Source organism: Arsenophonus sp. aPb (assembly GCF_029873475.1).
Lineage (GTDB): Bacteria > Pseudomonadota > Gammaproteobacteria > Enterobacterales > Enterobacteriaceae > Arsenophonus.
In genome coordinates, this window is sequence record NZ_CP123499.1 from 2532181 (window position 1) to 2556433 (window position 24253).

Below are 24253 nucleotides of genomic sequence, written 5' to 3' on the forward strand. Positions count from 1 at the left end.
GTTGTGGTTCTGATGAAGCAATATCTACAAGTGACCAAACCAGGTATTATTTTCGGTAATCTAATTTCTGTCATTGGCGGTTTTCTGCTCGCGGCAAAAGGCATAATTGATTACCCGCTATTTATGACTACATTACTCGGTGTATCTCTGGTCGTCGCTTCTGGTTGTGTTTTTAACAACTATATTGACCGTGATATCGACCGAATGATGGAGAGAACCAAAAATCGACCTTTAGTTAAAGGACTTATTGATCCGAAATTTTGCCTAATCTATGCCAGCATACTAGGTATTGCTGGCATAGCTTTGCTCTATCTTGTCACCAATGCCTTAGCGGCGCTGCTTGCTGTTATTGGTTTTGTCATTTATGTCGGTATTTATAGCCTCTATATGAAACGTAAATCGGTTTATGGCACCCTGGTAGGCAGCCTATCCGGCGCCGCTCCGCCAGTTATTGGCTACTGCGCTGTTTCTGATCAATTTGATATGGGAGCATTGATTCTGCTATTGATCTTTAGTTTATGGCAAATGCCACACTCTTATGCTATTGCTATTTTTCGTTTCAAGGATTATCAGACTGCCAATATTCCCGTGTTACCAGTAATTAAAGGAATTTCCGTCGCCAAAACCCATATCTTTTTATATATCCTTGCTTTTATGGTAGCAACTATTATGCTCGCCATTAGCGGCTATGCCGGCTACAAATATCTTATTGTTGCCGCCGCGGTAAGTTTATGGTGGCTTGGTATGGCAATTTCTGGTTTTAAAAATCAGAATGATGATCGTCTTTGGGCACGAAAATTGTTTATATTCTCTATCATAGCGATTACCTCTCTGAGCGTTATGATGTCTATTGATCCAACAGTTACTGCTGAACAGACTTTTGTCTATATCAAATAATAATTTACCTTGAATAGTGGCAAATAATTGCCACTAGCTTCACAGTTAAAATAGCCAATATGCCAACCAATTCCCTACTCTTTTATTCATACTTTGTTAATGCTTCGACGACAAATATATTAACTAAACGATTAAACCATTTTACAATGTCCACTGCTTAAGCTTCTGAGATAAACCATGAATGATAGTAAAATGACGCCAAAAGAATTAAAGGCAACTTGGGGGTTAGGGGCGGTATTCACATTACGTATGCTGGGCATGTTCATGGTATTACCCATACTAACGAGCTACGGACGCGAACTAAAAGATGCTAACGAACTATTACTTGGTCTAGCTATTGGGATTTATGGTATAAGTCAGGCTATCTGCCAAATCCCTTTTGGTCTAATGTCCGACCGATTTGGTCGTAAGCAATTAATTACCGCCGGCTTGCTTATTTTTATTGCAGGTAGTGTGATCGCCGCAATAACTGATTCTATCTGGGGGATTATTATCGGCCGCGCTTTACAAGGCGCAGGTGCTATTTCTGCTGCCATTATGGCATTACTTTCCGATCTGACTAGCGAACAAAATAGAACCAAAGCGATGGCTTTTATGGGAATAAGCTTTGGCATCACTTTTGCTATTGCGATTGTTCTTGGCCCGATTATTACTCATGCTATCGGTCTACATGGTCTGTTTTGGGGAATAAGCTTACTTGCCTTGGGTGGAATATTAATAACTCGTTTTGTTATACCTGATTGCCGATATCATATCGTTAATCGTGAAACGCATTTTATAAAAAATAGCGTACAAAGAGTTATTAATAATCGCCAACTCCTTAAACTTAATTTTGGTATATTTTGTTTACATACCCTGCTGATGGCAAATTTTGTTGCTTTACCGTTAGTGCTTATTGATTCAGGTCTACAAGCTAATCAACATTGGAAAATATATTTAATCACTTTGCTTATTGCTTTTATCACGGTTCTACCTTTTGTTATCTATGCTGAAAAGCAACAGCGAATGAAACAAGTTTTCCTATTATGTATTAGTATCTTATTTATATCTGAATTAACATTTTGTTTTTCTAATCAACAGTTTTGGTTAATCGTGCTTGGTCTGCAACTATTTTTTATTGCATTTAATGTTATGGAGGCATTATTACCTTCACTTATCAGTAAAGAGGCGCCTGCCGGATATAAAGGAACTGCAATGGGGCTCTATTCAACCAGTCAGTTTCTGGGCGTTGCGTTAGGTGGGATTTTAGGCGGATGGCTTTTTCACTTAAATGGCGCTTCCTTGGTTTTTATGGCCAGCTTAATACTTTGCAGCTGTTGGTTTTTTATTAGCTTAAATATGCATCAACCTACATATACCAGTAGTATCCGCTTAATTTTACCCCAACAGATCAAAGATTTTAATTCACTACAAACCCAATTGATGAATCAACCGGGTGTGCGTGAAGTAATGCTCGATCTTAATGCGCTCAGCGCCTACATTAGAATAGATAAAAAAATGATTAGTCGGCAGCAGTTGGAAACTATCATTAATAACCAATAACCCACTACCTGCTGTAGAATATACAGCAGGCATAACAAATTTAGTCACGAAAATTAGTAAATTGAAAGGGTTGACCAAGTTCCGCCTCTCGCACTAATGCGATCACTGATTGTAAATCATTTCGTGACTTACCGGTTACTCGAACTTGTTCTCCCTGAATTTGCGCTTGAACCTTTAATTTACTCTCTTTGATTAATTTAATGATCTTTTTTGCCATTAGCGAATCAATGCCCTGTAACAATGAAGCCTCAAGGCTATAAGTTTTCCCACTATGAACAATATCGTCAGGTATATTCAAAACAGCACCATCTATTCCACGTTTAGCTAATTTCTCGCGTAAAATATCTACCAATTGATTTACTTGAAAGTCGGACACACTCGTCACTTTAATGGATTCATTCTTTTCGTTTAGTTCAAAACTGGCTTCAACATTGCGAAAATCCCAACGGCTAGCCAATTCACGTTGCGCATTTTCAACGGCATTACTGACTTCATGCATGTCAATCTCAGAAACTATATCAAATGATGGCATATTTCATAACCTCCTAATTACTCATAAAATAGCATAATACTACTTTTTATTATCAGCAAAAGCTCTATACTTGAAGTTAAATGACTCATCAAAAAGCATAATTGATTCAGTTAGATGGAAAACAATCGCGATCTTTGCTGATGGCACTGTTAACCAGTTATGGCTAACAACACGATAAGTACAATTATTTATCCATTAATTAGACAGAGAGAAACTTAAATGTCACCAACCGTTCTCGTTTGCCTGGCGCACGGTAGCGAAGAAATCGAAGCTGTAACAGCAATTGATCTATTAACTAGAGCCGAAATCCCAGTAACCACCGCGAGTACCGCAGATAATGGCGAATTGATATTAACATGCTCAAGGAGAGTAAAAATTGTTGCCGACACTCAGTTAGTCAAGATTATTGAACAAGATTTTGATGCCATCGTATTACCTGGTGGATTAAAAGGTGCAGAAGCGTTTCGTGATAATCCGCTGATCATTGAAAAAATTCGCCAGTCCCATCATCAGGGTAAAATCATTGCCGCCATTTGTGCTGTGCCAGCAATTGTATTAGAACACCATAATTTATTTCCCATCGGCAATATGACCGGTTATCCTACTTTACAAAGTAAAATTGCCAGCCACAAACGCGTTGATTCTCGTGTCTACTATGATGAACGAGTAAAACTACTTACTAGCCAAGGACCTGCCACAGCTATTGATTTTTCACTTAAACTTATCGAGCTACTGGTTGGCAAAAAAAAGGCAGCGGAAGTTGCTGCGCAACTTGTCCTGCCGCCTGGTATTTATAACTATGCTAACTAACGGCGATATAGCGGAAATTAGGCATATTAACTGGCAACCATTTATCCTTAGGACGAAAAAGTTAACTTATTGTCATCAAGGCCGATACACTTTTACATTTTTAAAACCTTGTTCATGTAAATAAAGTGCCTGTAAGCGGCTCATAACACCGCGCTCACAATAGAGCAAATAAGGTTTTTGTGGTGGTAATTCACCAAATTGGCTATTGAGCTTATAAAATGGCAGTAACTTCACTTTAACACCTGCTAGCTTGAGTGGGTGAGCTTCCTGTTCATCAGGAGAACGAATATCCAAAATAATATCATCGACAGAAAATGTACTAACTACTTCTACTGCGGGCGTTTCCTCTTGACTGTCATTCATTATCTGACGAATATCAATATTTTGTGCTGTACTAATAACATGATCAAGCAGCGTAAAATCAAAATTTGCTTCCTGCACTTCAATTTTCGCTTTTACTGCTTTCACCGTTGGCTTTTTCGAGATCACACCACAATATTCGGGCATGGTATGCGCAAATTCGGCCGTCCCTATCTGACGAGCTAAGTTAATAATATGTTCTTTATCATGTGAAATTAATGGCCGTAAAATTAAGGTATCGGTAACATTATCAATTAAACGTAGATTGGTTAATGTCTGGCTAGAAACTTGTCCTAACGCTTCACCGGTTACTAACGCTTGAACCCCATAACGTTCGGCTATTATCGATGCGGTACGCATCATCATTCTTTTCAGGACTACTCCCATCTGGCCGTCATCAATCTTTGTAAGAATTTCGCTTACAATTGGCGCAAAATCTATCGCCACAAAACGCACTTTATGTGAACGACCAAAACGATGCCAAAGATGGTAAGCAACCTGCTTGACGCCAATCTCATGTCTGGCACCACCCAGATTAAAAAAGCAGTAATGAACTCGGCAACCACGCCGCATTAGCATGTAGCTAGACACCCCCGAATCAAAGCCACCGGATATCAACGATAAAACATCTTCTTGTGTACCGATAGGAAAACCACCAATTCCTTGAATACGGGATTTAACCAGCATGACTTTATCGTTTTCAATTTCCAGATTCACAGTGATATCCGGCTGATTGAGTTTCACTTTGGCTGACGAGATATGTTGATTTAATCCACCACCAACGTAACGTTCTACATCAATTGAACTAAAATCGTGCTTACCGCGACGCTTAACGCGCACACAAAAGCTTTTATTGGTTAGCGATTCAGCATAAGTGGCATAAGCCAACTCAAAAATATGGTGGAGATCACGGAATTGATATTCTTCAACTAACAGAATATGATGGATACCAGGAATTCTCGTTAAGGCATCACAAATTTCATCATGATGTGTATTTTTTTTAGCGCGAACTTCGATATTATCCCAATGGCGAATAACGGTAATTTCTGCATCCAATACCTTTAATATATTAAGAATATTGCTAGCCAAGATCTTAATAAAGCGCAACCGCACTGATTGGCTTTTAATGGTAATTTCAGGAAATAGTTTAATAATAAACTTCATAATTTTGTATAAAAGTCGGTTTTTATTTTTGCGAATAAACGCATATTATGCATATTTATTAGCAGAGCGTTTGATTTTAAGGTGGGAAGTATATCACTATATTGTGCTTTATCGCTAAAAATCACAAAAAGAATAAATTGTATGCGTAAATGTAGTAAAATAAATCGCCTTACGCGCATATTCACCCGATATTAAGGCAAGTAAAACGATTATGGCTAAAAAGAAAATATCTGATAAACAAGATCCACTATCTTTTGAAACTTCACTGATAGCGTTAGAGCAGATAGTCACACGCTTAGAGTCAGGCGAGCTTCCGCTGGAAAAAGCATTAAGTGAATTTGAACAAGGGATCCAATTAGCTAGGCAAGGCCAGAAAGCGTTGCAACAGGCAGAACAGCGGGTCCAAATTTTGTTACAAGACGATGACAATGCACAACTAGATAACTTTACGCCGGAAGATAAATAAATCATGTCTGAAATAGTGACACTTTCTTTTGCCGATCAACGCCAATGGGTACAAGATCGCGTCAACAAAACTCTGTTAAGCCAATTCCAGCGGCTTCCGTTTAATCAGAGTCAACTTGTCGCTGCGATGAAATATGGCGCATTACTTGGTGGAAAACGACTAAGACCTTTTTTAGTTTATGCTATAGGTGATATGTTAAATGTTGCCGTAGAAAATCTGGATGTACCTGCTGCAGCTGTTGAATGTATACATGCCTTTTCATTAATCCACGATGATTTACCCGCAATGGATAACGATAATCTACGTCGTGGCCAGCCTACCTGCCATATTTCCTTCGGTGAAGCCCATGCAATTTTGGCTGGTGATGCCCTGCAAACACTCGCCTTTGACATCTTGTCTCGTTCGGCTATGCCAGATGTTAGTGATACTAATCGCCTTGCGATGATAGCTGAGCTGGCTACTGCTACCGGAGCAGCAGGCATGTGTGGCGGCCAAGCGCTCGATATGGAATCAGAAGGTCAACAAATTGATTTCGCAACACTGGAAACTATTCATCATCATAAAACCGGCGCTTTAATTCGTGCCGCCATCAGAATTAGCGCATTTGCGGCTGGCAACCAAGGCCACAAATTACTACCATTATTAGATAATTATGCCAATGCAATTGGACTGCTATTCCAAGTCCATGATGACATCCTTGATGTTACCGGTGATACAGACATTTTAGGTAAAAATCAGGGATCAGATGAAAAACATAAAAAAAGTACCTATCCATCATTAATCGGTCTTGAACAAGCAGAAAAAAAAGCGAACACTCTATATGAACAAGCACTGGATACGCTTTATATGTTAGAACAACAGTATGGACTTAATACGGAAACCCTACAAAACTTAACGCACTTTATTATCGAACGAAAAAGCTAATTTCCTTGATTCAAAGACAGAACATTTTACCGATAATAAAAATTCAAAATAATCTTTTGGCAGCCAACTACAGCGTCATTGGTATAAACAAAAAACAATTATTTAATGGGCAGACATGAGTATTGATATCGCTTCCTATCCAACTTTAGCATTAATAGAAACACCGGAAGAATTGCGACTTTTACCAAAAGAAAGTCTTGTTAAATTATGTGAGGAGTTGCGACAATTTTTGTTAAATAGTGTTAGCCGTTCCAGTGGACATCTCGCTTCTGGCTTAGGTGCCATTGAACTGACTGTCGCTTTACACTATGTCTATAAAACCCCATTTGATAATCTTATCTGGGATGTCGGCCACCAGGCATATCCACATAAGATATTAACTGGCCGCCGCGACCGTATTGGTACAATACGACAAAAAAATGGCTTACACCCTTTCCCCTGGCGAGCAGAAAGTGAATATGACGTACTTAGTGTTGGTCATTCCTCTACCTCAATCAGTGCTGGACTCGGCCTGGCGGTAGCAGCAGAATATGAAAATAAAGATCGCAAAACGGTTTGTGTTATTGGTGATGGTGCCATTACTGCCGGTATGGCTTTTGAAGCCATGAACCATGCAGGTGATATTCATAAAGATATGCTAGTGATCCTGAATGATAATGAAATGTCAATTTCAGAAAACGTTGGCGCATTAAATAATCATTTAGCACAACTGTTATCTGGCAATCTATATACTAGCTTACGTGAAGGCGGAAAAAAGGTATTTTCTAATATCCCATCAATTAAAGAATTGTTAAAGAAAACTGAAGAACATCTTAAAGGCATGGTAATCCCTAGTACTATGTTTGAAGAGTTGGGGTTTAACTACATTGGTCCAATTGATGGCCATGATGTACTTACATTAGTACAAACATTAAAAAATATGCGTGAGTTAAAAGGCCCGCAGTTTTTACATATCATGACTAAAAAAGGCAAGGGTTATGAACCGGCCGAAAAAGATCCTATCAGCTGGCATGCCGTGCCTAAATTTGATCCAGCAACATTTAGCCTACCCAAAAACAGTAATAAACAATTAACTTTTTCACAGATTTTTGGCGATTGGTTATGTCAAGAAGCAGCTGAAGATCCTAAACTGATGGCAATCACGCCAGCCATGCGGGAAGGTTCGGGCATGGTTGAGTTTTCTAAAACCTATCCCAAACAATATTTTGATGTAGCAATTGCAGAACAACACGCTGTGACTTTTGCTGCTGGCCTTGCCATTGGAGGCTATAAACCTGTTGTCGCCATTTATTCAACTTTTTTACAGCGGGCGTATGATCAAGTGATCCATGATGTGGCCATTCAAAAGTTGCCTATCCTGTTTGCTATCGATCGAGCCGGCATTGTCGGTGCCGACGGACAAACCCATCAAGGTGCCTTTGATCTATCATTCTTACGTTGTCTACCTGATATGATCATTATGTCACCAAGTGATGAAAACGAATGCCGCCAAATGTTACATACGGGATATCACTACCAGGATGGGCCTGTTGCAGTTCGTTATCCAAGAGGAACGGGTTCTGGTGCCACTTTACAACCACTAGCAAAAATTCCAATTGGTAAAGGGCTAATTCGCCACCAAGGAAAAAAAATTGCCATCCTCAACTTTGGAACATTGCTTACCGAAGCTATAAAAGCAGCAGAATTACTGAATGCCACGGTGGTCGATATGCGGTTTGTAAAACCGTTAGACGAAACATTGCTACTGGAGATAGCTCAAACTCATAAGCTATTGGTAACATTAGAAGAAAATGCAATTATGGGGGGAGCAGGTAGCGGCGTTAATGAATTTTTATTAAAAGCGCATCACATTATGCCTATTATCAATCTCGGCTTACCAGATCACTATATTCCACAAGGAAGTCAAGCAGAAATCCTAGCTGAGCTTGGCCTTAATGCAGCTGGAATTGTTAAATCAATTAACAACTATTACGCCAAATAAATTGATGGATAGATTGAAAAATCAAAAGCAGCTGTTTAGCGATCGCTTTTGATTTTCAGTAACTCACTGATATTAAAATGCAGGAAACCAGTGAGCAAGAGCAGCTATGATCACAATAGCAAAAATGGCCGCAATGATATCATCTAACATGATACCTAATCCTCCGCCTACTTGCCGATCAAACCAACCAATAGGCCAAGGTTTTAACATGTCAAAAAAGCGGAAAAGCACAAACGCGATCAATACCCATTGCCAATTAACCAATGGTATTACCATGAGAGTCATCCACATGCCAATAAATTCATCCCAAACAATACTACCATGGTCGTGAACTTGCATATCATCGGATGTCCGTTGACAAATAATAATACCAACAGCAAAACCAAATAAAATAATTAGCCAACATAACCAAACCGGTAATAGCCAATACATTAGTAACCAAAATGGAATAGCCGCTAATGATCCCATTGTGCCAGGAATGATGGGAGATAACCCACTACCAAATCCGGTTGCCAATAGATGCCAAGGATTTGACAGCTTTAAACGCGATTTGGCATCAATCATAACAAGCTTCCTCGATAAAATGATCAAACCCGGTTAAATTAGGTGAAACTTGGTTATTGCCATGAAAATAACGGATACCTTCTGATTCTGGTGTGATCTGGCCGATACAATGAAAGTTTGCCCCAGTATGTGCTAGCGCTGACTCTAATGCACCACGGTTTATCTCAGGCACGGTAAAGCATAATTCATAATCTTCTCCACCGCTTAACGCCCAGGTTAACGCCTGTTCTGAGGTAACATGTCTGCGCAAGGCATCCGATAAAGGTAAAAAATCTAATTTAATTTTAGCGCCACGGCCACTAATTTTTAGAATATGGCCAAGATCAGAAATCAAGCCATCAGAAATATCTATCGCCGAAGAAGCGAGATGGCGTAAAGCCTGACCTTGCAAAATACGCGGCTGTGGCCTTAAATGGCGCTGAATCAACCAATTACGATCTTTTGCATCTTCAACAACTAGCTGTGATTGCAAAATCGCCAGACCTGCAGCACTATCTCCCAATGTTCCGGTAACATAAATCCAATCACCATTACAGGCACCTGACCGTGTTAGTGATTTTCCTATAGGAATCAAACCATGGGCTGTATAGGTTAAACTCATTGGCCCTCGGGTTGTATCTCCACCAATAAGCTGCATTTCATAGTAATTAAGCTGTTCAAATAAGCTAGAACTAAATCTTGCCAGCCAATCTTCATTGATTTCTGGCAATGTCAACGCCAAAGAAACCCAGGCAGGATCGGCACCCATAGCGGCTAAATCACTTAAATTAACCGCCAAAGATTTATAGGCCAAATCTTCTGGTGAAATACTATCAAGGAAATGGATACCCGCAACTAGTGTATCAGTAGTAATCGCTAATTGCTGTTTTTCCGGTATTGTTATCAATGCACAATCATCACCAATACCGATATTAACGTCATGCCGATTTTGCTGTTGACGATTAAAGTAACGCGCGATGATATCAAATTCGCCACAAACCATAATAATATTCCAATATACTATGCTCCGATTGCTATAAGGCTTATCACACTACCTTATAATCAAAATGAACATCAGATTATTCGAAAAGCCTGAACACTATTACTTCTTACGTACAATAGCAACAACTTTATCGAGGGCACCATTGATAAATTTGTGACTCTCCTCGGCACCAAAAACTTTTGCTAATTCAATTGCTTCATTAATAGCAACTTTATAAGGTACATCATTACGGTAACAGAGTTCAAACATCGCTAAACGTAAAACCGCTTTCTCTACCTGACCAAGTTCTCCCAATTGACGAGAAAGGTAAGGAGCCATTTTTTTATCGAGTTCCGACACATGCGTTGAAACGCCATTAAGTAGCTCACGGAAGTAAGTCACATCAACATCTGACATATCCTGTTCAGATAAAAATTCCTCTGTAACATCAGCAATACTATTACCCGATAATTGCCACGAATAAATCGCCTGAACAGCACACTCACGCGCGCGATGACGAGCAGCAGGTTTCACAAAATTCCCCTTAAATAAAATAGTTAGCCTTTAATGGCCTGAATTACATTAACCATTTCCAGCGCAGCTAACGCAGCATCAGCACCTTTATTCCCTGCTTTTGTACCTGCACGCTCAATGGCCTGCTCAATATCCTCGGTGGTTAATACACCAAAGGCAACCGGAATATTACTTGTCATCGCGACATTAGAAAGTCCAGCACTACATTCACCGGCAACATAGTCAAAATGTGGGGTTGCACCACGTATGACGCTAGCAAGAGCAACGACTGCATCATATTTTTTCGTTTCTACTAATGTTTTAATCGTCAATGGCAGTTCATAAGCACCAGGTACCCAAACTACCGTGATGTTTTCTGTTGCAACTTGGCCAACACGCTCTAAGGTATCCATAGCGCCTTCGAGCAAGCTATTGTTGATAAAATGATTAAAACGTGCAATAGCTATTGCTATACGAGCTTTAGGTGCCGCTACCGTACCTTTTATTACCTTCATAGCCTTCCTTAAAATACTAATTATTCTCTACACAAACGACAATTTTACCATATTCTTTTATATACTGCGCTGCTGAATTTAACTAACTTTAAAATAGGTAATTAGGAACGCTAAATTGAATTAATTGAAGATTATATTACTTTAACAATACTACTACGCTCTATTAAGCTAACCAGCTAACGAAAATATGACATCACAATGGGCGCAGTGTTAAACGTAAATCAGTGCCAATAAGTTCAATATTAATAAATTCAAACGCAGGTGCATCTTTCAATTTTTGTAATTCTGGAATATTAATTAATCCTCTAGCGCTTTCACCTAAAATTTTAGGGGCCACGTAAACAATCAATTCATCGACTAAGCCTAGTGTCAACAAAGCGCCGGCAAGTGTTGGCCCGCTTTCGACCCAAATTGAATTAATATTACGTTTAGCCAACTGCATCATCAGCAAAACTAGATCAATTCCTTTTCCGTAGGTCGGGATGGTTATTTGTTCAACATTACCACCCCAATTTTGCGCAATGGGATTCGGGCGAATAAGCCAACATTCACCAGCTGATTTTGTAACAAAATGTTCTGGTTTTACTTGATTATTGCGATCCAAAACAATTCTTATTGGCTGGCGCAGGTGATCTTTAGGATAAATATTTTGTAGTTCTGGCGCGAAATCTGTCCAACGGACATTTAAAGCAGGATTATCAGCTAAAACAGTGGCACTGGTGGTTAAAATTGCGCTCGCTTGGGCTCTAAAACTCTGTACATCCTGACGAGCTGCTGGCGAAGTAATCCACTTACTTTCACCTGATGCGAGGGCTGTCCGCCCATCAAGTGATGCAGCTAATTTAAGTTGAACATAGGGGAAACCAGTTCGCATCCTTTTTAAAAAGCCTTGATTTAACTGCTCAGCTTCATCAATTAGTAAACCATGTACTACTTCGATCCCAGCCTGCTGTAATTTTAGTAAACCTCGTCCTGCAACCTGAGGATTTGGATCTTGCATCGCGACAACAACACGCCGAATACCTGCACTAATTAACGCATCTGCACAAGGCGGAGTTTTACCATAATGGCTACAGGGTTCTAATGTGACATATGCGGTTGCTCCGTGAGCTTTTTCACCGGCCATTTGTAAAGCATAAATTTCCGCATGGGCTCCGCCTGATTTACAATGAAAACCTTCTCCCACAACTTCACCATCACGTACAATGACGCAGCCTACATTTGGGTTAGGTGAGGTGGTAAATCGTCCCTGCTTGGCCAATGACAACGCACGGCTCATAAACTGCTTATCAAAGGCGGTCATTTTTACTATTAATCCTGTAACTTAGCAATTTCTTCGCCAAATTCACGAATATCTTCAAAACTACGATAAACCGAAGCAAAGCGTATGTAAGCAACTTTATCTAGCTTTTTCAATTCATCCATGACAATTTTCCCAATCATTTTCGCTGGAATTTCTCGCTCTCCAGTTGCGCGAAGTTGTGATTTTATATTGTTAATAGCGGTTTCCACATCATCAGAACTTACCGGGCGTTTTTCTAATGCTTTTTGCATACCTCGTCTAAGTTTGTGTTCATCAAATGACTCACGTACATCATCGCTTTTTACTACCCGCGGCATAACTAATTCAGCCACTTCAAAAGTCGTAAAACGCTCATGACATTCAAGACATTGTCGACGACGACGAACCTGCGAACCATCGCCAACCAGTCGTGAATCAATCACTTTGGTATCTACAGCGGTGCAAAATGGGCAATGCATAAAATTTCCTGATTTTAGGGTCCGGTTTTTCAGTTTAACTCAGCTATCAATGAAAAACACCCTGCTAGCGCAATCTAACAGGGTGCAAGTTAACAAAATTTACCTTTAAGGCAGTAGAGAATGTTGATCTGCTCCCTCTTTTTCCACTTTAGGAGGGATCAAATGTTCTCGTTTCATTCCCATCTTTAATGCTAAAGCAGAAGCAACATAAATTGAAGAAACGGTTCCAATCGTCACTCCAATTAACATAACTAGAGAAAATCCTTTCAGTATTGAACCCCCAAAAAGATAGAGCATCAGTACCACTAATAAAGAAGTTCCTGATGTAATAAGTGTTCGACTCAATGTTTGTGTTAATGAAACGTTCACTATTTCGTAAGATGTACCACGACGTATCTTGCGGAAATTTTCACGAATACGATCAGAAACAACAATGCTGTCATTTAAGGAATAACCAATAACCGACATTAATGAAGCAACGATAGTCATATCAACTTCAATCTGAAAAAGTGACACAATACCCAATGTAATAACCACATCATGAGCTAATGATATTACCGCTCCGGCAGCTAGACGCCATTCAAAACGGAAACCAACGTAAATCAAAATACAGATCAAAGCTGCTAAAAGTGCCATTGCTCCGGTTTGAGCTAATTCACTACCAACACTTGGCCCAACAAACTCGATGCGCTTAACCGTTGCTTGTTCATCGACATTTTTGTTAATCACTGAAATAATAGACTTACCGATTTCTTTACCTGCCACGCCTTCAGTGGGAGGCAACCGGATCATAATATCTCGGCTGCTACCAAAATTTTGGATCAGTGGTTCCCGATAGCCATTATTCGCTAAACTAGCTCTAATTTTATCAAGATCCGCAGGTTGACTGAGATTAATTTCAATAACTGTCCCGCCGGTAAAATCTAATCCCCAGTTAAAACCTTTCAATGATATGACCGTAATTGAAAGAATAAACAAAGCAATTGAGATAGCAAATGCTAAATAATCCCAACGCATAAAATCGATAACTTTACGGCCATGATTTAACTGTTCTACTGTGTAATCTTGCGCCACAACCACGCTCCTTAAATAGACAGCTTTTTAATACGTTTACCACCATACAATAAGTTCACAATAGCACGTGTACCTACAATGGCAGTAAACATGGAGGTGGCAATACCAATCGCCGTAGTAATGGCAAAGCCCTTAATTGAGCCGGTGCCTACCGCATACAAAATGGTTGCCGTGATCACAGTTGTCAAATTCGCGTCTAAAATACTGGAAAATGCCCCTTTGTAACCTTCATGTATCGCTTGCTGTATAGAACGACCATTTTTTAGCTCTTCTTTAATACGTTCATTAATCAATACATTAGCATCAACAGCAACAGCAAGCGTCAAAACAATACCCGCAATTCCCGGCATGGTTAAAGTGGCTCCCGGTAATAGCGACATAATCCCCATAATGAGGATCAAGTTTGCTAACAACGCGGAACTGGCAATCAGACCAAATTTGCGATAATAAATGACCATAAATAGCACAGAAGCTAACAAACCAGCTAATGATGCTTTCATTCCTTGCTCAATATTTTGCAATCCTAATGTTGGCCCAATTGTGCGTTCTTCAACAATTTGAATAGGGGCGATCAATGCACCAGCGCGTAGTAATAAAGATAATTGACGAGCTTCCGTTGGATTACTGATACCGGTAATACGAAATTTGCTACCAAAGCGAGCAGAAATTCTGGCGACATTAATGACTTTCTCATCTTTTACCAAAATAGCACGACCATTGGCATCCTTTCTTCCGCTATCTTTATATTCAACAAATAAGGTTGCCATCAATTTGTCCTGATTATCACGCGTAAAATCAGACATAATAGAGCCACCAACACTATCCAGACCAATGCTTACTTGTGGGCTTCCCATTTCATCCAAATCTGATGTCGAATCAGTAATGTGATCGCCTGTCAAAATAACGCGTTTATAAAGAACAACCGGTTCACCATCACGCGTATATTTTATCTCAGAATCACCCGGAATATGGCCACGTTGAATAGCCGAACTGTCTATACCGACATTAACTAAACGAAACTCCAGCGTTGCAGTTGCACCGAGAATCTCTTTTGCTCGCGCTGTATCTTGGATACCCGGTAATTCAACGACAATACGGGAAGCCCCCTGACGTTGTACCAATGGTTCGGCAACACCTAATTGGTTAACTCGGTTACGGATAATATTAATATTTTGTGATACTGCATAATTACGCGCTTCACGGATCCGATCATCTGTCATTACTGCCGTTAATATATTGTTGTTGCCCGTAGTAAAAACTAAATCGCGATAACGTGGTGTCAAATAAGATTCGGCTTGCGAGCGATCACTATCATCGCGAAAACGAATCTCAACGCCGTAATTATCTATTTTACGTATTGTTGAATATGAGATCCCTTTTTCACGTAAATCACTACGCAGGCCATCCATATTCTGCTCTTGTAATTTACCCAACGCCGTTTCCATATCCACTTCCATTAAGAAGTGAACACCACCACGCAAATCTAACCCTAATTTCATGGGTTCTCCGCCCAATGCCCTTAACCAATGAGGGGTAGCAGGTGCCAAATTTAACGCCACAATATACTGCTCGCCTAAACCGGCAACTAGGCTTTCGCGTGCATGCAGCTGGACATCTGGATTATCAAAACGAGCAAGAATTACACCATTTTCCAGTGCAATTGATTTACTTTCGATTTTCTCTTTCTTTAAAATATTGCGAACCTGATCCATAGTCTGTTCATTGGCAGCGGTGCCCCGCACGCCAGTAATCTGAACAGCCGGATCTTCTCCATAAAGATTGGGAAGCGCATACAGCAGACCGATGAGTAACGCAGCGATCAGCATCAAATACTTCCACAAAGGATAACGATTTAGCACGGCAATTCCCTTCGGGAAAATCAGAAATTAGATAGACTTCATTGTACCTTTTGGTAGTACAGCAGCAACGAAATCACGTTTAATGGTTACTTCATTGGTGTCATTTAATGCGACAACAATATAACCTGTTTCAGATACTTTGGTGACACGGCCAATTAATCCACCGGTTGTTAGTACCTCATCACCTTTAGAAATAGAATCCATTAATTTTTTGTGCTCTTTAGCTCGCTTCTGCTGTGGGCGTAAAATCATAAAATAAAAAATCAATCCGAAAACAACCAGCATGATGATCAAAGAGTATGGGTTTCCTTGCGCCTGACCACCCGCTGAAGCGACTGCTTCAGAAATAAACAAATTCATCAAAATTTCCTCATTGTGATTAAAACTATATTTCTAACTCAAAAATTAATCCAAACCAATAAATCCTACACTGATTTGATTCAATTAGCACGACTGAAATTATACTCTAATTTGATGAAATCGATTTATTGATTCGTCGATAAAACTCTATCGCAAAAGCCTCAAATTCACCTTTCTCTATCGCTTGTCGAATTTCAGCCATTAGCCGTTGATAATAACGCAAATTGTGTAAGGTATTAAGCCTGGCACCAAGAATTTCATTACATCGGTCAAGATGATGTAAATAAGCACGGCTATAGTTAGAGCAAGTATAGCAGTCACAATGGGCATCTAGTGGCGCAGTATCCGATTTATATTTAGCATTCCGGATTTTAATTACCCCTTCAGTGACAAATAAATGGCCATTTCGTGCATTACGGGTTGGCATTACGCAATCAAACATATCAATACCGCGACGAACCCCTTCAATCAGATCCTCCGGTTTTCCGACGCCCATTAAATAGCGTGGTTTATCCTGCGGGATTTGTGGGCAAACATGCTCTAAAATACGGTGCATATCCTCTTTCGGCTCCCCCACGGCTAAACCGCCAACCGCATAGCCATCAAAACCAATCTCGACCAGGCCTTTTACTGATATATCACGTAAATCCGGGTAAACACTGCCCTGAATAATGCCAAAAAGCGCATTTTTATTAGCTAACTCATCAAATCGTTGACGACTACGTTTTGCCCAACGAAGGGACATCTCCATCGACTTTTTAGCATACTCCCAATTTGCTGGATAAGGCGTACATTCATCAAAAATCATGACAATATCCGAACCCAGATCATACTGAATTTCCATTGATTTTTCAGGGCTAAGGAAAATTTTTTCACCATTGATTGGATGACGAAAATCGACACCCTCTTCTTTAATTTTACGCATCGCACCAAGGCTAAAAACCTGAAATCCACCTGAATCAGTCAAAATTGGTCCTTGCCATTGCATAAAATCATGCAAATCACCATGTAATTTCATTATCTCTTGCCCGGGGCGCAACCATAAATGAAAAGTATTGCCTAACAGAATCTGTGCTCCGGTTTGTTTAACTTCTTCCGGCGTCATACCCTTAACTGTGCCATAAGTACCAACCGGCATAAAAGCAGGCGTTTCTACTATGCCACGCTCAAAAATCAAACGACCTCGGCGAGCTTGGCCATCTTGGGTTTGTAATTCATATTTCACTTTGCCTCTCCAACATCAGAAAAACAGTCCAATGTGTTATTTATCAATTTAGTTAACTAAATTGATGATGTTAATTATCGGGTAATAACTAGTCAGCCACTTTTTCACTCACTGCCTTAGGATTATGCGTGATAAACATGGCATCACCATAACTAAAAAAGCGATACTTCTCTGCGATTGCTTTTTGGTAGGCATTCATCGTATTTTGATAACCAGCAAAAGCAGATACCAACATGATCAAAGTGGATTCAGGTAAATGGAAATTAGTAATTAATGCATCGACAATTTGAAAATGAAAGCCTGGATAAATAAAAATTCGAGTATCAGCAAAAAAGGGAGCAATAATACCTTCTTTACAGGCGCTCGCCGCACTTTCTAAAGCTCGAATTGAAGTTGTGCCAACCGCGATAACCCGTTTACCTCTCGCTTTACATGCCAATATTGCATCAACAACCTCTTGCGATACTTCAACATATTCTGCATGCATGGTATGTTCAGCAACATTTTCCACTCGAACAGGTTGAAATGTGCCTGCACCAACGTGCAGCGTCACAAATGCCATTGCCACCCCTTTTTGCCGCAGCGCCGCGAGTAATGATTGATCAAAATGTAAACCTGCCGTGGGCGCAGCAACTGCACCAGGTCGTTGGCCATAAACCGTTTGATATAGTGTTCTATCAACCTCTTCATCAGGACGAGCAATGTAGGGAGGTAATGGCATATGGCCAATATCATTTAAGATAGCTAACACATCACGCTGATCCTGAAAAGCAATTTCAAATAATGTATCGTGTCTTGCTAACATAATAGCTTTGACGCTTTCATCATCACCTAATAATAATTCAGCGCCAACCTTTGGTGCTTTAGAAGCACGAACATGTGCCAAAACTCGGTGGGTATCTAACATGCGCTCAATTAATACTTCAATTTTGCCACCAGACATTTTACGGCCATAAAGACGTGCCGGTATAACCTGCGTATTATTGAAAACTAGCAGATCACCTGATTCTAATTTATCAACAATATCAGTAAAAATACCATGAGCCAGTTCACCAGTTGAACCGTCTAAAGAAAGTAGCCGGCAATGACTACGTTTGGCTAAGGGATAATGGGCTATTAATTCATCAGGTAATTTAAAAGCAAAATCAGAGACACGCATTTCTTTATACTATTTGATCAAAACAAGCGCACTAGTCTAGTGCGACGATAAAAACAGTGCAACAAATAAGCATCACGAAAATTAAAAAATTCACTTATAATGACACTATGAATTTTCTTGCACACTTGCATTTAGCTCAACGAGCTCAAAGTTCCTTATTAGGAAATTTAATGGCGGATTTCGTTCGCGGTAATCCTGATGGTTTGTATTCACCAGATGTTGTGGCCGGGATCAGAATGCATCGCCAAGTAGATAAATTTACCGATCAACACCCCATTGTGATTAATGCAAAGCAACTTTTTCGGCCGCCATACCGTCGAGTCGCCGCGATTACTCTCGATTTAGTTTGGGATCATTTTCTCGCTTTATACTGGGATCAAATCGAATCAAAGCAAACTCTATCCCAATTTGTTCATTATGCCCGCCAGCAAATTGAGCCAAACTTATATTATACCCCTGAGAAATTTCAAGAATTAAATGAGTATTTATGGTCACAAAACTGGCTCATTCGTTATGCAGAGCCTGAATATATTAGTGATGTATTAAACAGCATGGCGCGCAGACGGCCTAAACTAGTTGATTTAATCGGTTCCTTTGATGACTTTATTCTGCATTACTCGCATTTTTCTACTTTCTTTTGGCAATTTTATCCAGAAATGATCACCTTTGCTGAAACTCGAACAGCAAAAACAACGCTATTAATGAAAACAAATAAACCCTAGCTGATTCAGGACTAGGGTTTGTCACTATTAAATTATACCCTTCAGGCATCTCACTTTATATCAGTGTTGTTTAGTGTTAATACGATCATATAATGCAAACAAAACTAAAACAATTAATGATGGTACCAGCCAGGCTAAATCATGATCATAAAGGGGTAATTTCTTCGCAACAGCAGGAATGAATGCTTGCAAAATCTCTGAAGATTTCATCGCTCCTAATAAACCGAATAGCAGGCTTACCAGCATGGTTGGCGCAACCACTCTGGATGCACATTTCCACCATTTCAAGGTAAAGCTCATCATAATCAATACAATACATGGTGGGTAAATCGCGATTAATACTGGAATGGAAAATTCAATCAGTTTACTTAATCCTAAATTCGAGATAACCATAGAAAAGATACCAAGTATCCAGACTAATTTACGATAAGAAATCGGCACATAAAGCGCAAAAAATTCAGCACAAGCACAAGTGAGCCCAACCGCCGTTACCATACAAGCAACAAAAATCAGTACCCCTAAGAAAAAGCTACCATAATTACCAAAAGTATGTTGCACATAGGCATGCAAAATATCAGCGCCATTGCTGGCGTTAGGCAATAACATGCCGCTATTCTCACCCAGTTTAAACAGTGAAACATAAACCAACGTTAATAACACGCCGGCAATTAAGCCAGCCCACATTGTATAACGGGTTAGAAGAGCAGAATTTTCAACGCCACGTGAGCGGGCAGCATTAACAATAACAATGCCAAAAACCATGGCACCCAGGGTATCCATAGTCAGATAACCATTAATAAAACCATTAGAAAAAGCCATTTCTGTGTAGGATGGCGTTGACATAATAGGTTCACCTGCTGGCCAAAGTAACGCAGCAATACCCAAAATAGCTAATGCAATCATTTTTATTGGCGCTAAGATATGCCCTACGCTATCGAGCAATCGTCCTGGATAGAGTGAAATAGTTATCACAATGGCAAAATAAATTAGGCTATAAATAAACAATGAAAGCGACGAAACGCCTCCTACTAATGGGGCAATTCCGACTTCATAAGAAACTGTTGCAGTACGAGGTGTCGCAAATAATGGCCCGACCGATAAATAAGCGACAATAGCTAACAATAATCCCGCAGATTTACCAATCGGCGCACTAAGCTGTTCGATGCCGCCACCTACTTTTGCTAGCGCAATAACAGCAATAACAGGCAACCCAACACCTGTTAGCAGGAATCCGGCTGCTGCTATCCATACTTGCTCACCAGCTTGCAATCCAACCATAGGAGGAAAAATAATATTTCCTGCTCCTACAAATAACGCAAAGGTCATAAACCCTAACGCTAAAATATCTCTCGATGTTAAACGATATGCCATAATTGTTGTTAATTTGTTGTTATTTATCATCCAGCTTAAGTAGAACTAAAACCTAAACCACTTTTTATTTATTGACTATGATCTCTGTTGATTTTTAATCAGTAAAAATTTATTTAATTAATCTGATAAATTTGATAAAAACAGAAAAATACGCCAATAACAGACTACAAGTAAAACTTTTATAATGATAAAAGGCAATAGTAAATCGAAAAAGCAGAATAAAAATCCGAAATAAATTTTTTATTTAGTGATTGGTTTTAGTGTTTACTCAATATACGTTATATGATTTGCACAAAATTTAAGCAACACTAACATCTTCTCATGCAAATATATCATTTGGCTAAATTTATTTAACCAAAATTCAGCACATGAAATTTAATTTTGTCCATTTTTTGTTGTTACAACTAAACTAGACGGTAAAATAAAACTAAACACCGACCCCTTACCCAATTGACTTTCAATATTTAATTGGGAATGGTGATGTATTAATGCATGTTTGACAATAGCCAATCCTAATCCGCTACCGCCACCCATTCGGCGTGAACGCGATTTTTCTACGCGATAAAAACGTTCTGTTAAACGTAGCAAATGCGCTGAAGCAATTCCCGGGCCATTATCGCGAATAGAAAAAAGTGCTCCCTGTTTAATATGTTGCCAACAAATATGAATAGATGTTCCAACTGGTGTATGGTTAATCGCATTATAAATAAGGTTTGAAATAGCACTTCTCAACTGCTCTTCGTTACCATAAACTTGCAATTTTTTATCTACATCAAAAATAATTTCATGCTTTGCCAGGCTTAAATTTATTACATCCTGTTTTATTGTGTTTAGCATTGCCGGAATATTGATCTGTTCATTCAAATTAACATGCGGTGCTATTTCAATGCGGGAAAGCTGGAGTAATTGTTCAATCAGTCTATCCATGCGTGCCACTTGTTCACGCATTGAGTGTAAGGCTTTTTTGTTAGCCGAATGACTATCGGTTTGCTCATCCATAATTTCCAGGTAACCTTGCAAAACGGTCAACGGTGTGCGTAATTCATGATTAGCATTAGCAAAAAATTCGCCACGTAATTTTTCTAATTTCTCCTTTTCCGTTATGTCTCTTGCAACCATCAATAATTGGTCATCAACATAAGACATAATTTGAAATTCAACCATCGCACCGTTATTTAACGCTATCGTAAATGGTACGGAATAGTCGGCCAAAATAAAATAGCGGTTAAAATCAGGATAACGAAGTAAATTGAAAATAGATTGCCCGCTATCTTCCGGCCAACGAAAACCCAATAAATATTCAGCTAAACGATTACACCAAACAATATTACCTTCTGCGGTCATAATAATTACAGCATCAGGTAAAGATTCTGCGCCACTACGAAACCGCCTAATAATCTGTACCAATTCACGCCGGCGTTTACGATTACGTTGTTGTAACTGATAAATACCATAAAAAATCGGCTCCCAAACACCTTTTCCAGCGGGTGGCAGTAAACGACGTTCAAGCCAAAGCCAATCGGATAATTTTAGTAAATGATAACTATGCCAACATAAAGCCACTAATAGTGAAATCACGAGTAGCCAAGAAAGATGACCAATAAAAAGTGATAACCCACATGCTGGTAAACAGAATAAAACCAGAACAACCACTAATTTTTTCCACGACAAACGTTCAAGCACGTCGACTTTTCCTTATAACCAGCAATCAATAACGAACAGAGAAACGATAGCCTGTACCTCGAACGGTCTGGATCATTTTTTCATGACCACCTACAGCAAGTGCTTTACGTAAACGACGAATATGCACATCGACTGTACGATCCTCGATATAAACATTTACACCCCAAACATAATTTAATAATTGCTCACGGTTATAAACTCGTTCTGGATGAGTCATAAAAAAATACAATAATTTATATTCTGTCGGTCCCATTTCTATCGATGTTGCATCACTCATTACTCTATGAGACGCCGGATCTAACTTCAATCCGTTCATTTCAATAATATTGTCGCTAGCCAAAGCTGAAACACGGCGTAAAATTGCGTTTACCCTAGCAACCAGCTCTTTCGGTGAAAAAGGTTTAGTAAGATAATCATCTGCTCCAATTTCTAAACCTCTCACCCGATCTTCTTCTTCTCCCCTTGCGGTTAACATCATAATGGGAATATTTCGGGTTAGTTGATCACGTTTTATATGGGCAATAAGCTGGATACCCGAACCACCTGGGATCATCCAATCCAGCAAGATGAGTGCAGGATAAGGCTCTATAAGCTGCGCGATTGCTGAATCATAATCATCAGCCTCAACTGTTTGGAATCCATTCTGTTCTAATACAAAGCATACCATCTCACGGATCGCGGTTTCATCTTCGACGACCAGAATACGTCTTACCATGATTGATCCTATTATTATTTCATTATCAAATTAATCGGCACTATTATTTCATATTTATGACCATTTAATGAAATATTGTCGCCAATTTTGTTAAGTTGCAAATTTTTAGACTTAAGATGAGAACTGATATGTAATTCACAAAATTAATTAATAACTGAATTTTTGAACTATATGGTTAAATTTTTTATCTATGTTTTTTTATCAGTCCGTTTATAGTTATCAATAACCTGTTTACATACAATCAATTTATGACCTTATTAATATAAGGAGAATATAATGCCAAATAAATTTATTGAAATGATGAAAAAAAGAAGAACTATTTATAATATAGATAGCTCACTACCTATCTCTCAAGAAAAACTTATCACATTAGTTAAAGAAGCCGTCAAAGAAGCGCCTTCTTCATTTAATTCTCAAACATCGCGTGTGGTTATTCTATTTGGCGATGAACATAAAAAACTGTGGCACAATATTACCAAAGAAGCACTAAAAGAAATTGTTGCTAAAGAGATTTTTACTACCACAGAGAAAAAAATCGATAGCTTTGCTGCCGGCGCTGGTACGGTTTTATTTTTTGAAGAACAAAATGTTATCAAAGAATTACAGCAAAAATTTCCGCTTTATGCCGATAATTTTCCTGTTTGGTCAGAACAAAGTAGTGGGATGGCACAATATGCGGTTTGGGCGAGTCTAGCACAAGAAAAAGTGGGGGCATCACTGCAACACTACAATCCCCTTATTGATGAAAAAGTGCATGCTAGTTGGCAGATCCCAAACTCGTGGAAATTACGCGCTCAATTAGTCTTTGGTGCAATTAAACAACTGGCCAATGAAAAAACCTATATTGACGATGACATTCGCTTCAAAGTCTTTGGTGAAAATTAACTCAACTTGCAGCAAAATTTATTTTGTCCAATAGCTAATAGTAAGTTGGTATTAGCGTAGCAAAACGTAATGCGTTTTTGGGCCTTTCTTATACCAAAAAGGTATAAAATAATAAGATAAGCTTTACCAAATATCTTGATTTTATCCATTGAAGCGAACATAAAAAAATAACAGCCAGAATGGCTGTTGTTATTAATTTTTTACCTTTAT

Annotated in this window: 24 protein-coding genes; 8 read left to right on the forward strand and 16 right to left on the reverse strand. The window is 39.2% G+C overall.

All coding sequences use genetic code 11. The features are described 5' to 3' along the window. The first annotated feature begins 9 nt into the window (after window positions 1–9). Window positions 10–897, forward strand: coding sequence for a heme o synthase (cyoE, locus tag QE177_RS11265; protein WP_280552277.1), 888 nt, complete (start codon window positions 10–12; stop codon window positions 895–897). Window positions 898–1074: 177 nt separating this feature from the next. Further along, on the forward strand, window positions 1075–2439 hold the full coding sequence (locus tag QE177_RS11270) for an MFS transporter (protein WP_280549697.1): 1365 nt from the start codon (window positions 1075–1077) through the stop codon (window positions 2437–2439). Between the two features lie 40 nt (window positions 2440–2479). Here QE177_RS11270 and QE177_RS11275 read toward each other — a convergent pair whose 3' ends face one another. After that, on the reverse strand, window positions 2480–2971 hold the full coding sequence (locus QE177_RS11275; RefSeq protein ID WP_280549699.1) for a YajQ family cyclic di-GMP-binding protein: 492 nt from the start codon (window positions 2969–2971) through the stop codon (window positions 2480–2482). A 219-nt stretch (window positions 2972–3190) separates the two neighbouring features. On the opposite strand from QE177_RS11275, the gene yajL reads away from it, so the two are divergent. Continuing rightward, entirely contained in the window at window positions 3191–3781 is a 591-nt protein-coding gene (yajL, locus tag QE177_RS11280) for a protein deglycase YajL (protein ID WP_280549701.1), read from the forward strand. 75 nt (window positions 3782–3856) lie between these two features. On the opposite strand, the gene thiI is transcribed toward yajL, so the two are convergent. Next, complete coding sequence (gene thiI, locus QE177_RS11285) at window positions 3857–5305, reverse strand: tRNA uracil 4-sulfurtransferase ThiI (protein WP_280549703.1); 1449 nt, start codon at window positions 5303–5305, stop codon at window positions 3857–3859. 211 nt (window positions 5306–5516) lie between these two features. Here thiI and xseB point away from each other — a divergent pair, with 211 nt between their 5' ends. From xseB to dxs, 3 genes are all read left to right on the forward strand, one after another. After that, window positions 5517–5771, forward strand: coding sequence for an exodeoxyribonuclease VII small subunit (gene xseB / locus QE177_RS11290; RefSeq protein WP_026821461.1), 255 nt, complete (start codon window positions 5517–5519; stop codon window positions 5769–5771). Window positions 5772–5774: 3 nt separating this feature from the next. After that, window positions 5775–6695, forward strand: coding sequence for a (2E,6E)-farnesyl diphosphate synthase (gene ispA / locus QE177_RS11295; protein ID WP_280549706.1), 921 nt, complete (start codon window positions 5775–5777; stop codon window positions 6693–6695). 115 nt (window positions 6696–6810) lie between these two features. After that, window positions 6811–8676 carry a 1-deoxy-D-xylulose-5-phosphate synthase gene (gene dxs / locus QE177_RS11300; RefSeq protein ID WP_280549707.1) on the forward strand — a complete coding sequence of 622 codons (1866 nt, stop codon included), beginning with the start codon at window positions 6811–6813 and terminating at the stop codon, window positions 8674–8676. A 72-nt stretch (window positions 8677–8748) separates the two neighbouring features. Here dxs and pgpA read toward each other — a convergent pair whose 3' ends face one another. The 11 genes from pgpA to queA form a co-directional block, all read right to left on the reverse strand. Next, window positions 8749–9240 (reverse strand): phosphatidylglycerophosphatase A, encoded by a 492-nt coding sequence (pgpA, locus tag QE177_RS11305; RefSeq protein WP_280549709.1) that lies wholly within the window; start codon window positions 9238–9240, stop codon window positions 8749–8751. Further along, a complete protein-coding gene (gene thiL, locus QE177_RS11310) occupies window positions 9233–10222 on the reverse strand; it encodes a thiamine-phosphate kinase (protein ID WP_280549711.1) in 990 nt (329 codons plus the stop codon). The genes pgpA and thiL overlap by 8 nt, the downstream gene beginning before the upstream one ends. Before the next feature lie 99 nt (window positions 10223–10321). Continuing rightward, window positions 10322–10735 carry a transcription antitermination factor NusB gene (gene nusB, locus QE177_RS11315; RefSeq protein ID WP_180559644.1) on the reverse strand — a complete coding sequence of 138 codons (414 nt, stop codon included), beginning with the start codon at window positions 10733–10735 and terminating at the stop codon, window positions 10322–10324. Between the two features lie 23 nt (window positions 10736–10758). Beyond that, complete coding sequence (gene ribE / locus QE177_RS11320) at window positions 10759–11229, reverse strand: 6,7-dimethyl-8-ribityllumazine synthase (RefSeq protein WP_280549714.1); 471 nt, start codon at window positions 11227–11229, stop codon at window positions 10759–10761. A gap of 193 nt (window positions 11230–11422) precedes the next feature. Further along, window positions 11423–12532, reverse strand: a complete 1110-nt coding sequence (gene ribD / locus QE177_RS11325; protein WP_280549716.1) for a bifunctional diaminohydroxyphosphoribosylaminopyrimidine deaminase/5-amino-6-(5-phosphoribosylamino)uracil reductase RibD — start codon at window positions 12530–12532, stop codon at window positions 11423–11425. Window positions 12533–12540: 8 nt separating this feature from the next. After that, window positions 12541–12990 carry a transcriptional regulator NrdR gene (nrdR, locus tag QE177_RS11330; RefSeq protein ID WP_026821453.1) on the reverse strand — a complete coding sequence of 150 codons (450 nt, stop codon included), beginning with the start codon at window positions 12988–12990 and terminating at the stop codon, window positions 12541–12543. Between the two features lie 105 nt (window positions 12991–13095). After that, complete coding sequence (gene secF, locus QE177_RS11335) at window positions 13096–14064, reverse strand: protein translocase subunit SecF (protein WP_280549718.1); 969 nt, start codon at window positions 14062–14064, stop codon at window positions 13096–13098. A gap of 11 nt (window positions 14065–14075) precedes the next feature. Beyond that, complete coding sequence (gene secD, locus QE177_RS11340; RefSeq protein ID WP_280549720.1) at window positions 14076–15923, reverse strand: protein translocase subunit SecD; 1848 nt, start codon at window positions 15921–15923, stop codon at window positions 14076–14078. Window positions 15924–15950: 27 nt separating this feature from the next. Then, window positions 15951–16283 carry a preprotein translocase subunit YajC gene (yajC, locus tag QE177_RS11345; protein ID WP_280549721.1) on the reverse strand — a complete coding sequence of 111 codons (333 nt, stop codon included), beginning with the start codon at window positions 16281–16283 and terminating at the stop codon, window positions 15951–15953. Between the two features lie 106 nt (window positions 16284–16389). Continuing rightward, entirely contained in the window at window positions 16390–17508 is a 1119-nt protein-coding gene (tgt, locus tag QE177_RS11350) for a tRNA guanosine(34) transglycosylase Tgt (RefSeq protein WP_280549723.1), read from the reverse strand. Window positions 17509–17596: 88 nt separating this feature from the next. Continuing rightward, the gene (gene queA, locus QE177_RS11355) at window positions 17597–18667 is read right to left on the reverse strand and encodes a tRNA preQ1(34) S-adenosylmethionine ribosyltransferase-isomerase QueA (protein ID WP_280549725.1); all 1071 of its coding nucleotides are present in this window, start codon (window positions 18665–18667) and stop codon (window positions 17597–17599) included. A 107-nt stretch (window positions 18668–18774) separates the two neighbouring features. Here queA and QE177_RS11360 point away from each other — a divergent pair, with 107 nt between their 5' ends. After that, entirely contained in the window at window positions 18775–19389 is a 615-nt protein-coding gene (locus QE177_RS11360) for an ACP phosphodiesterase (protein WP_280549727.1), read from the forward strand. A gap of 60 nt (window positions 19390–19449) precedes the next feature. On the opposite strand, the gene brnQ is transcribed toward QE177_RS11360, so the two are convergent. From brnQ to phoB, 3 genes are all read right to left on the reverse strand, one after another. Continuing rightward, entirely contained in the window at window positions 19450–20760 is a 1311-nt protein-coding gene (gene brnQ / locus QE177_RS11365) for a branched-chain amino acid transport system II carrier protein (protein WP_280549728.1), read from the reverse strand. 375 nt (window positions 20761–21135) lie between these two features. Continuing rightward, window positions 21136–22443 (reverse strand): phosphate regulon sensor histidine kinase PhoR, encoded by a 1308-nt coding sequence (gene phoR, locus QE177_RS11370; RefSeq protein ID WP_280549730.1) that lies wholly within the window; start codon window positions 22441–22443, stop codon window positions 21136–21138. Between the two features lie 25 nt (window positions 22444–22468). Then, a complete protein-coding gene (phoB, locus tag QE177_RS11375) occupies window positions 22469–23158 on the reverse strand; it encodes a phosphate regulon transcriptional regulator PhoB (RefSeq protein ID WP_280549732.1) in 690 nt (229 codons plus the stop codon). A 276-nt stretch (window positions 23159–23434) separates the two neighbouring features. Here phoB and QE177_RS11380 point away from each other — a divergent pair, with 276 nt between their 5' ends. Further along, window positions 23435–24043 carry a nitroreductase family protein gene (locus QE177_RS11380; RefSeq protein ID WP_280549733.1) on the forward strand — a complete coding sequence of 203 codons (609 nt, stop codon included), beginning with the start codon at window positions 23435–23437 and terminating at the stop codon, window positions 24041–24043. Window positions 24044–24253 lie beyond the last annotated feature (210 nt).

Coding starts and splice junctions, on each gene's coding strand:
- pgpA (WP_280549709.1), bottom strand. CDS start 9,240: ATGATTGATGCCAAATCGCGTTTAAAGCTGTCAAATCCTTGGCATCTA.
- ribE (WP_280549714.1), bottom strand. CDS start 11,229: ATGAAGGTAATAAAAGGTACGGTAGCGGCACCTAAAGCTCGTATAGCA.
- ribD (WP_280549716.1), bottom strand. CDS start 12,532: ATGACCGCCTTTGATAAGCAGTTTATGAGCCGTGCGTTGTCATTGGCC.
- yajC (WP_280549721.1), bottom strand. CDS start 16,283: ATGAATTTGTTTATTTCTGAAGCAGTCGCTTCAGCGGGTGGTCAGGCG.
- queA (WP_280549725.1), bottom strand. CDS start 18,667: ATGCGTGTCTCTGATTTTGCTTTTAAATTACCTGATGAATTAATAGCC.
- QE177_RS11380 (WP_280549733.1), top strand. CDS start 23,435: ATGCCAAATAAATTTATTGAAATGATGAAAAAAAGAAGAACTATTTAT.
- phoB (WP_280549732.1), bottom strand. CDS start 23,158: ATGGTAAGACGTATTCTGGTCGTCGAAGATGAAACCGCGATCCGTGAG.
- QE177_RS11360 (WP_280549727.1), top strand. CDS start 18,775: ATGAATTTTCTTGCACACTTGCATTTAGCTCAACGAGCTCAAAGTTCC.
- xseB (WP_026821461.1), top strand. CDS start 5,517: ATGGCTAAAAAGAAAATATCTGATAAACAAGATCCACTATCTTTTGAA.
- QE177_RS11270 (WP_280549697.1), top strand. CDS start 1,075: ATGAATGATAGTAAAATGACGCCAAAAGAATTAAAGGCAACTTGGGGG.
- ispA (WP_280549706.1), top strand. CDS start 5,775: ATGTCTGAAATAGTGACACTTTCTTTTGCCGATCAACGCCAATGGGTA.
- QE177_RS11275 (WP_280549699.1), bottom strand. CDS start 2,971: ATGCCATCATTTGATATAGTTTCTGAGATTGACATGCATGAAGTCAGT.
- thiL (WP_280549711.1), bottom strand. CDS start 10,222: ATGGTTTGTGGCGAATTTGATATCATCGCGCGTTACTTTAATCGTCAA.
- yajL (WP_280549701.1), top strand. CDS start 3,191: ATGTCACCAACCGTTCTCGTTTGCCTGGCGCACGGTAGCGAAGAAATC.
- thiI (WP_280549703.1), bottom strand. CDS start 5,305: ATGAAGTTTATTATTAAACTATTTCCTGAAATTACCATTAAAAGCCAA.
- nrdR (WP_026821453.1), bottom strand. CDS start 12,990: ATGCATTGCCCATTTTGCACCGCTGTAGATACCAAAGTGATTGATTCA.
- dxs (WP_280549707.1), top strand. CDS start 6,811: ATGAGTATTGATATCGCTTCCTATCCAACTTTAGCATTAATAGAAACA.
- brnQ (WP_280549728.1), bottom strand. CDS start 20,760: ATGGCATATCGTTTAACATCGAGAGATATTTTAGCGTTAGGGTTTATG.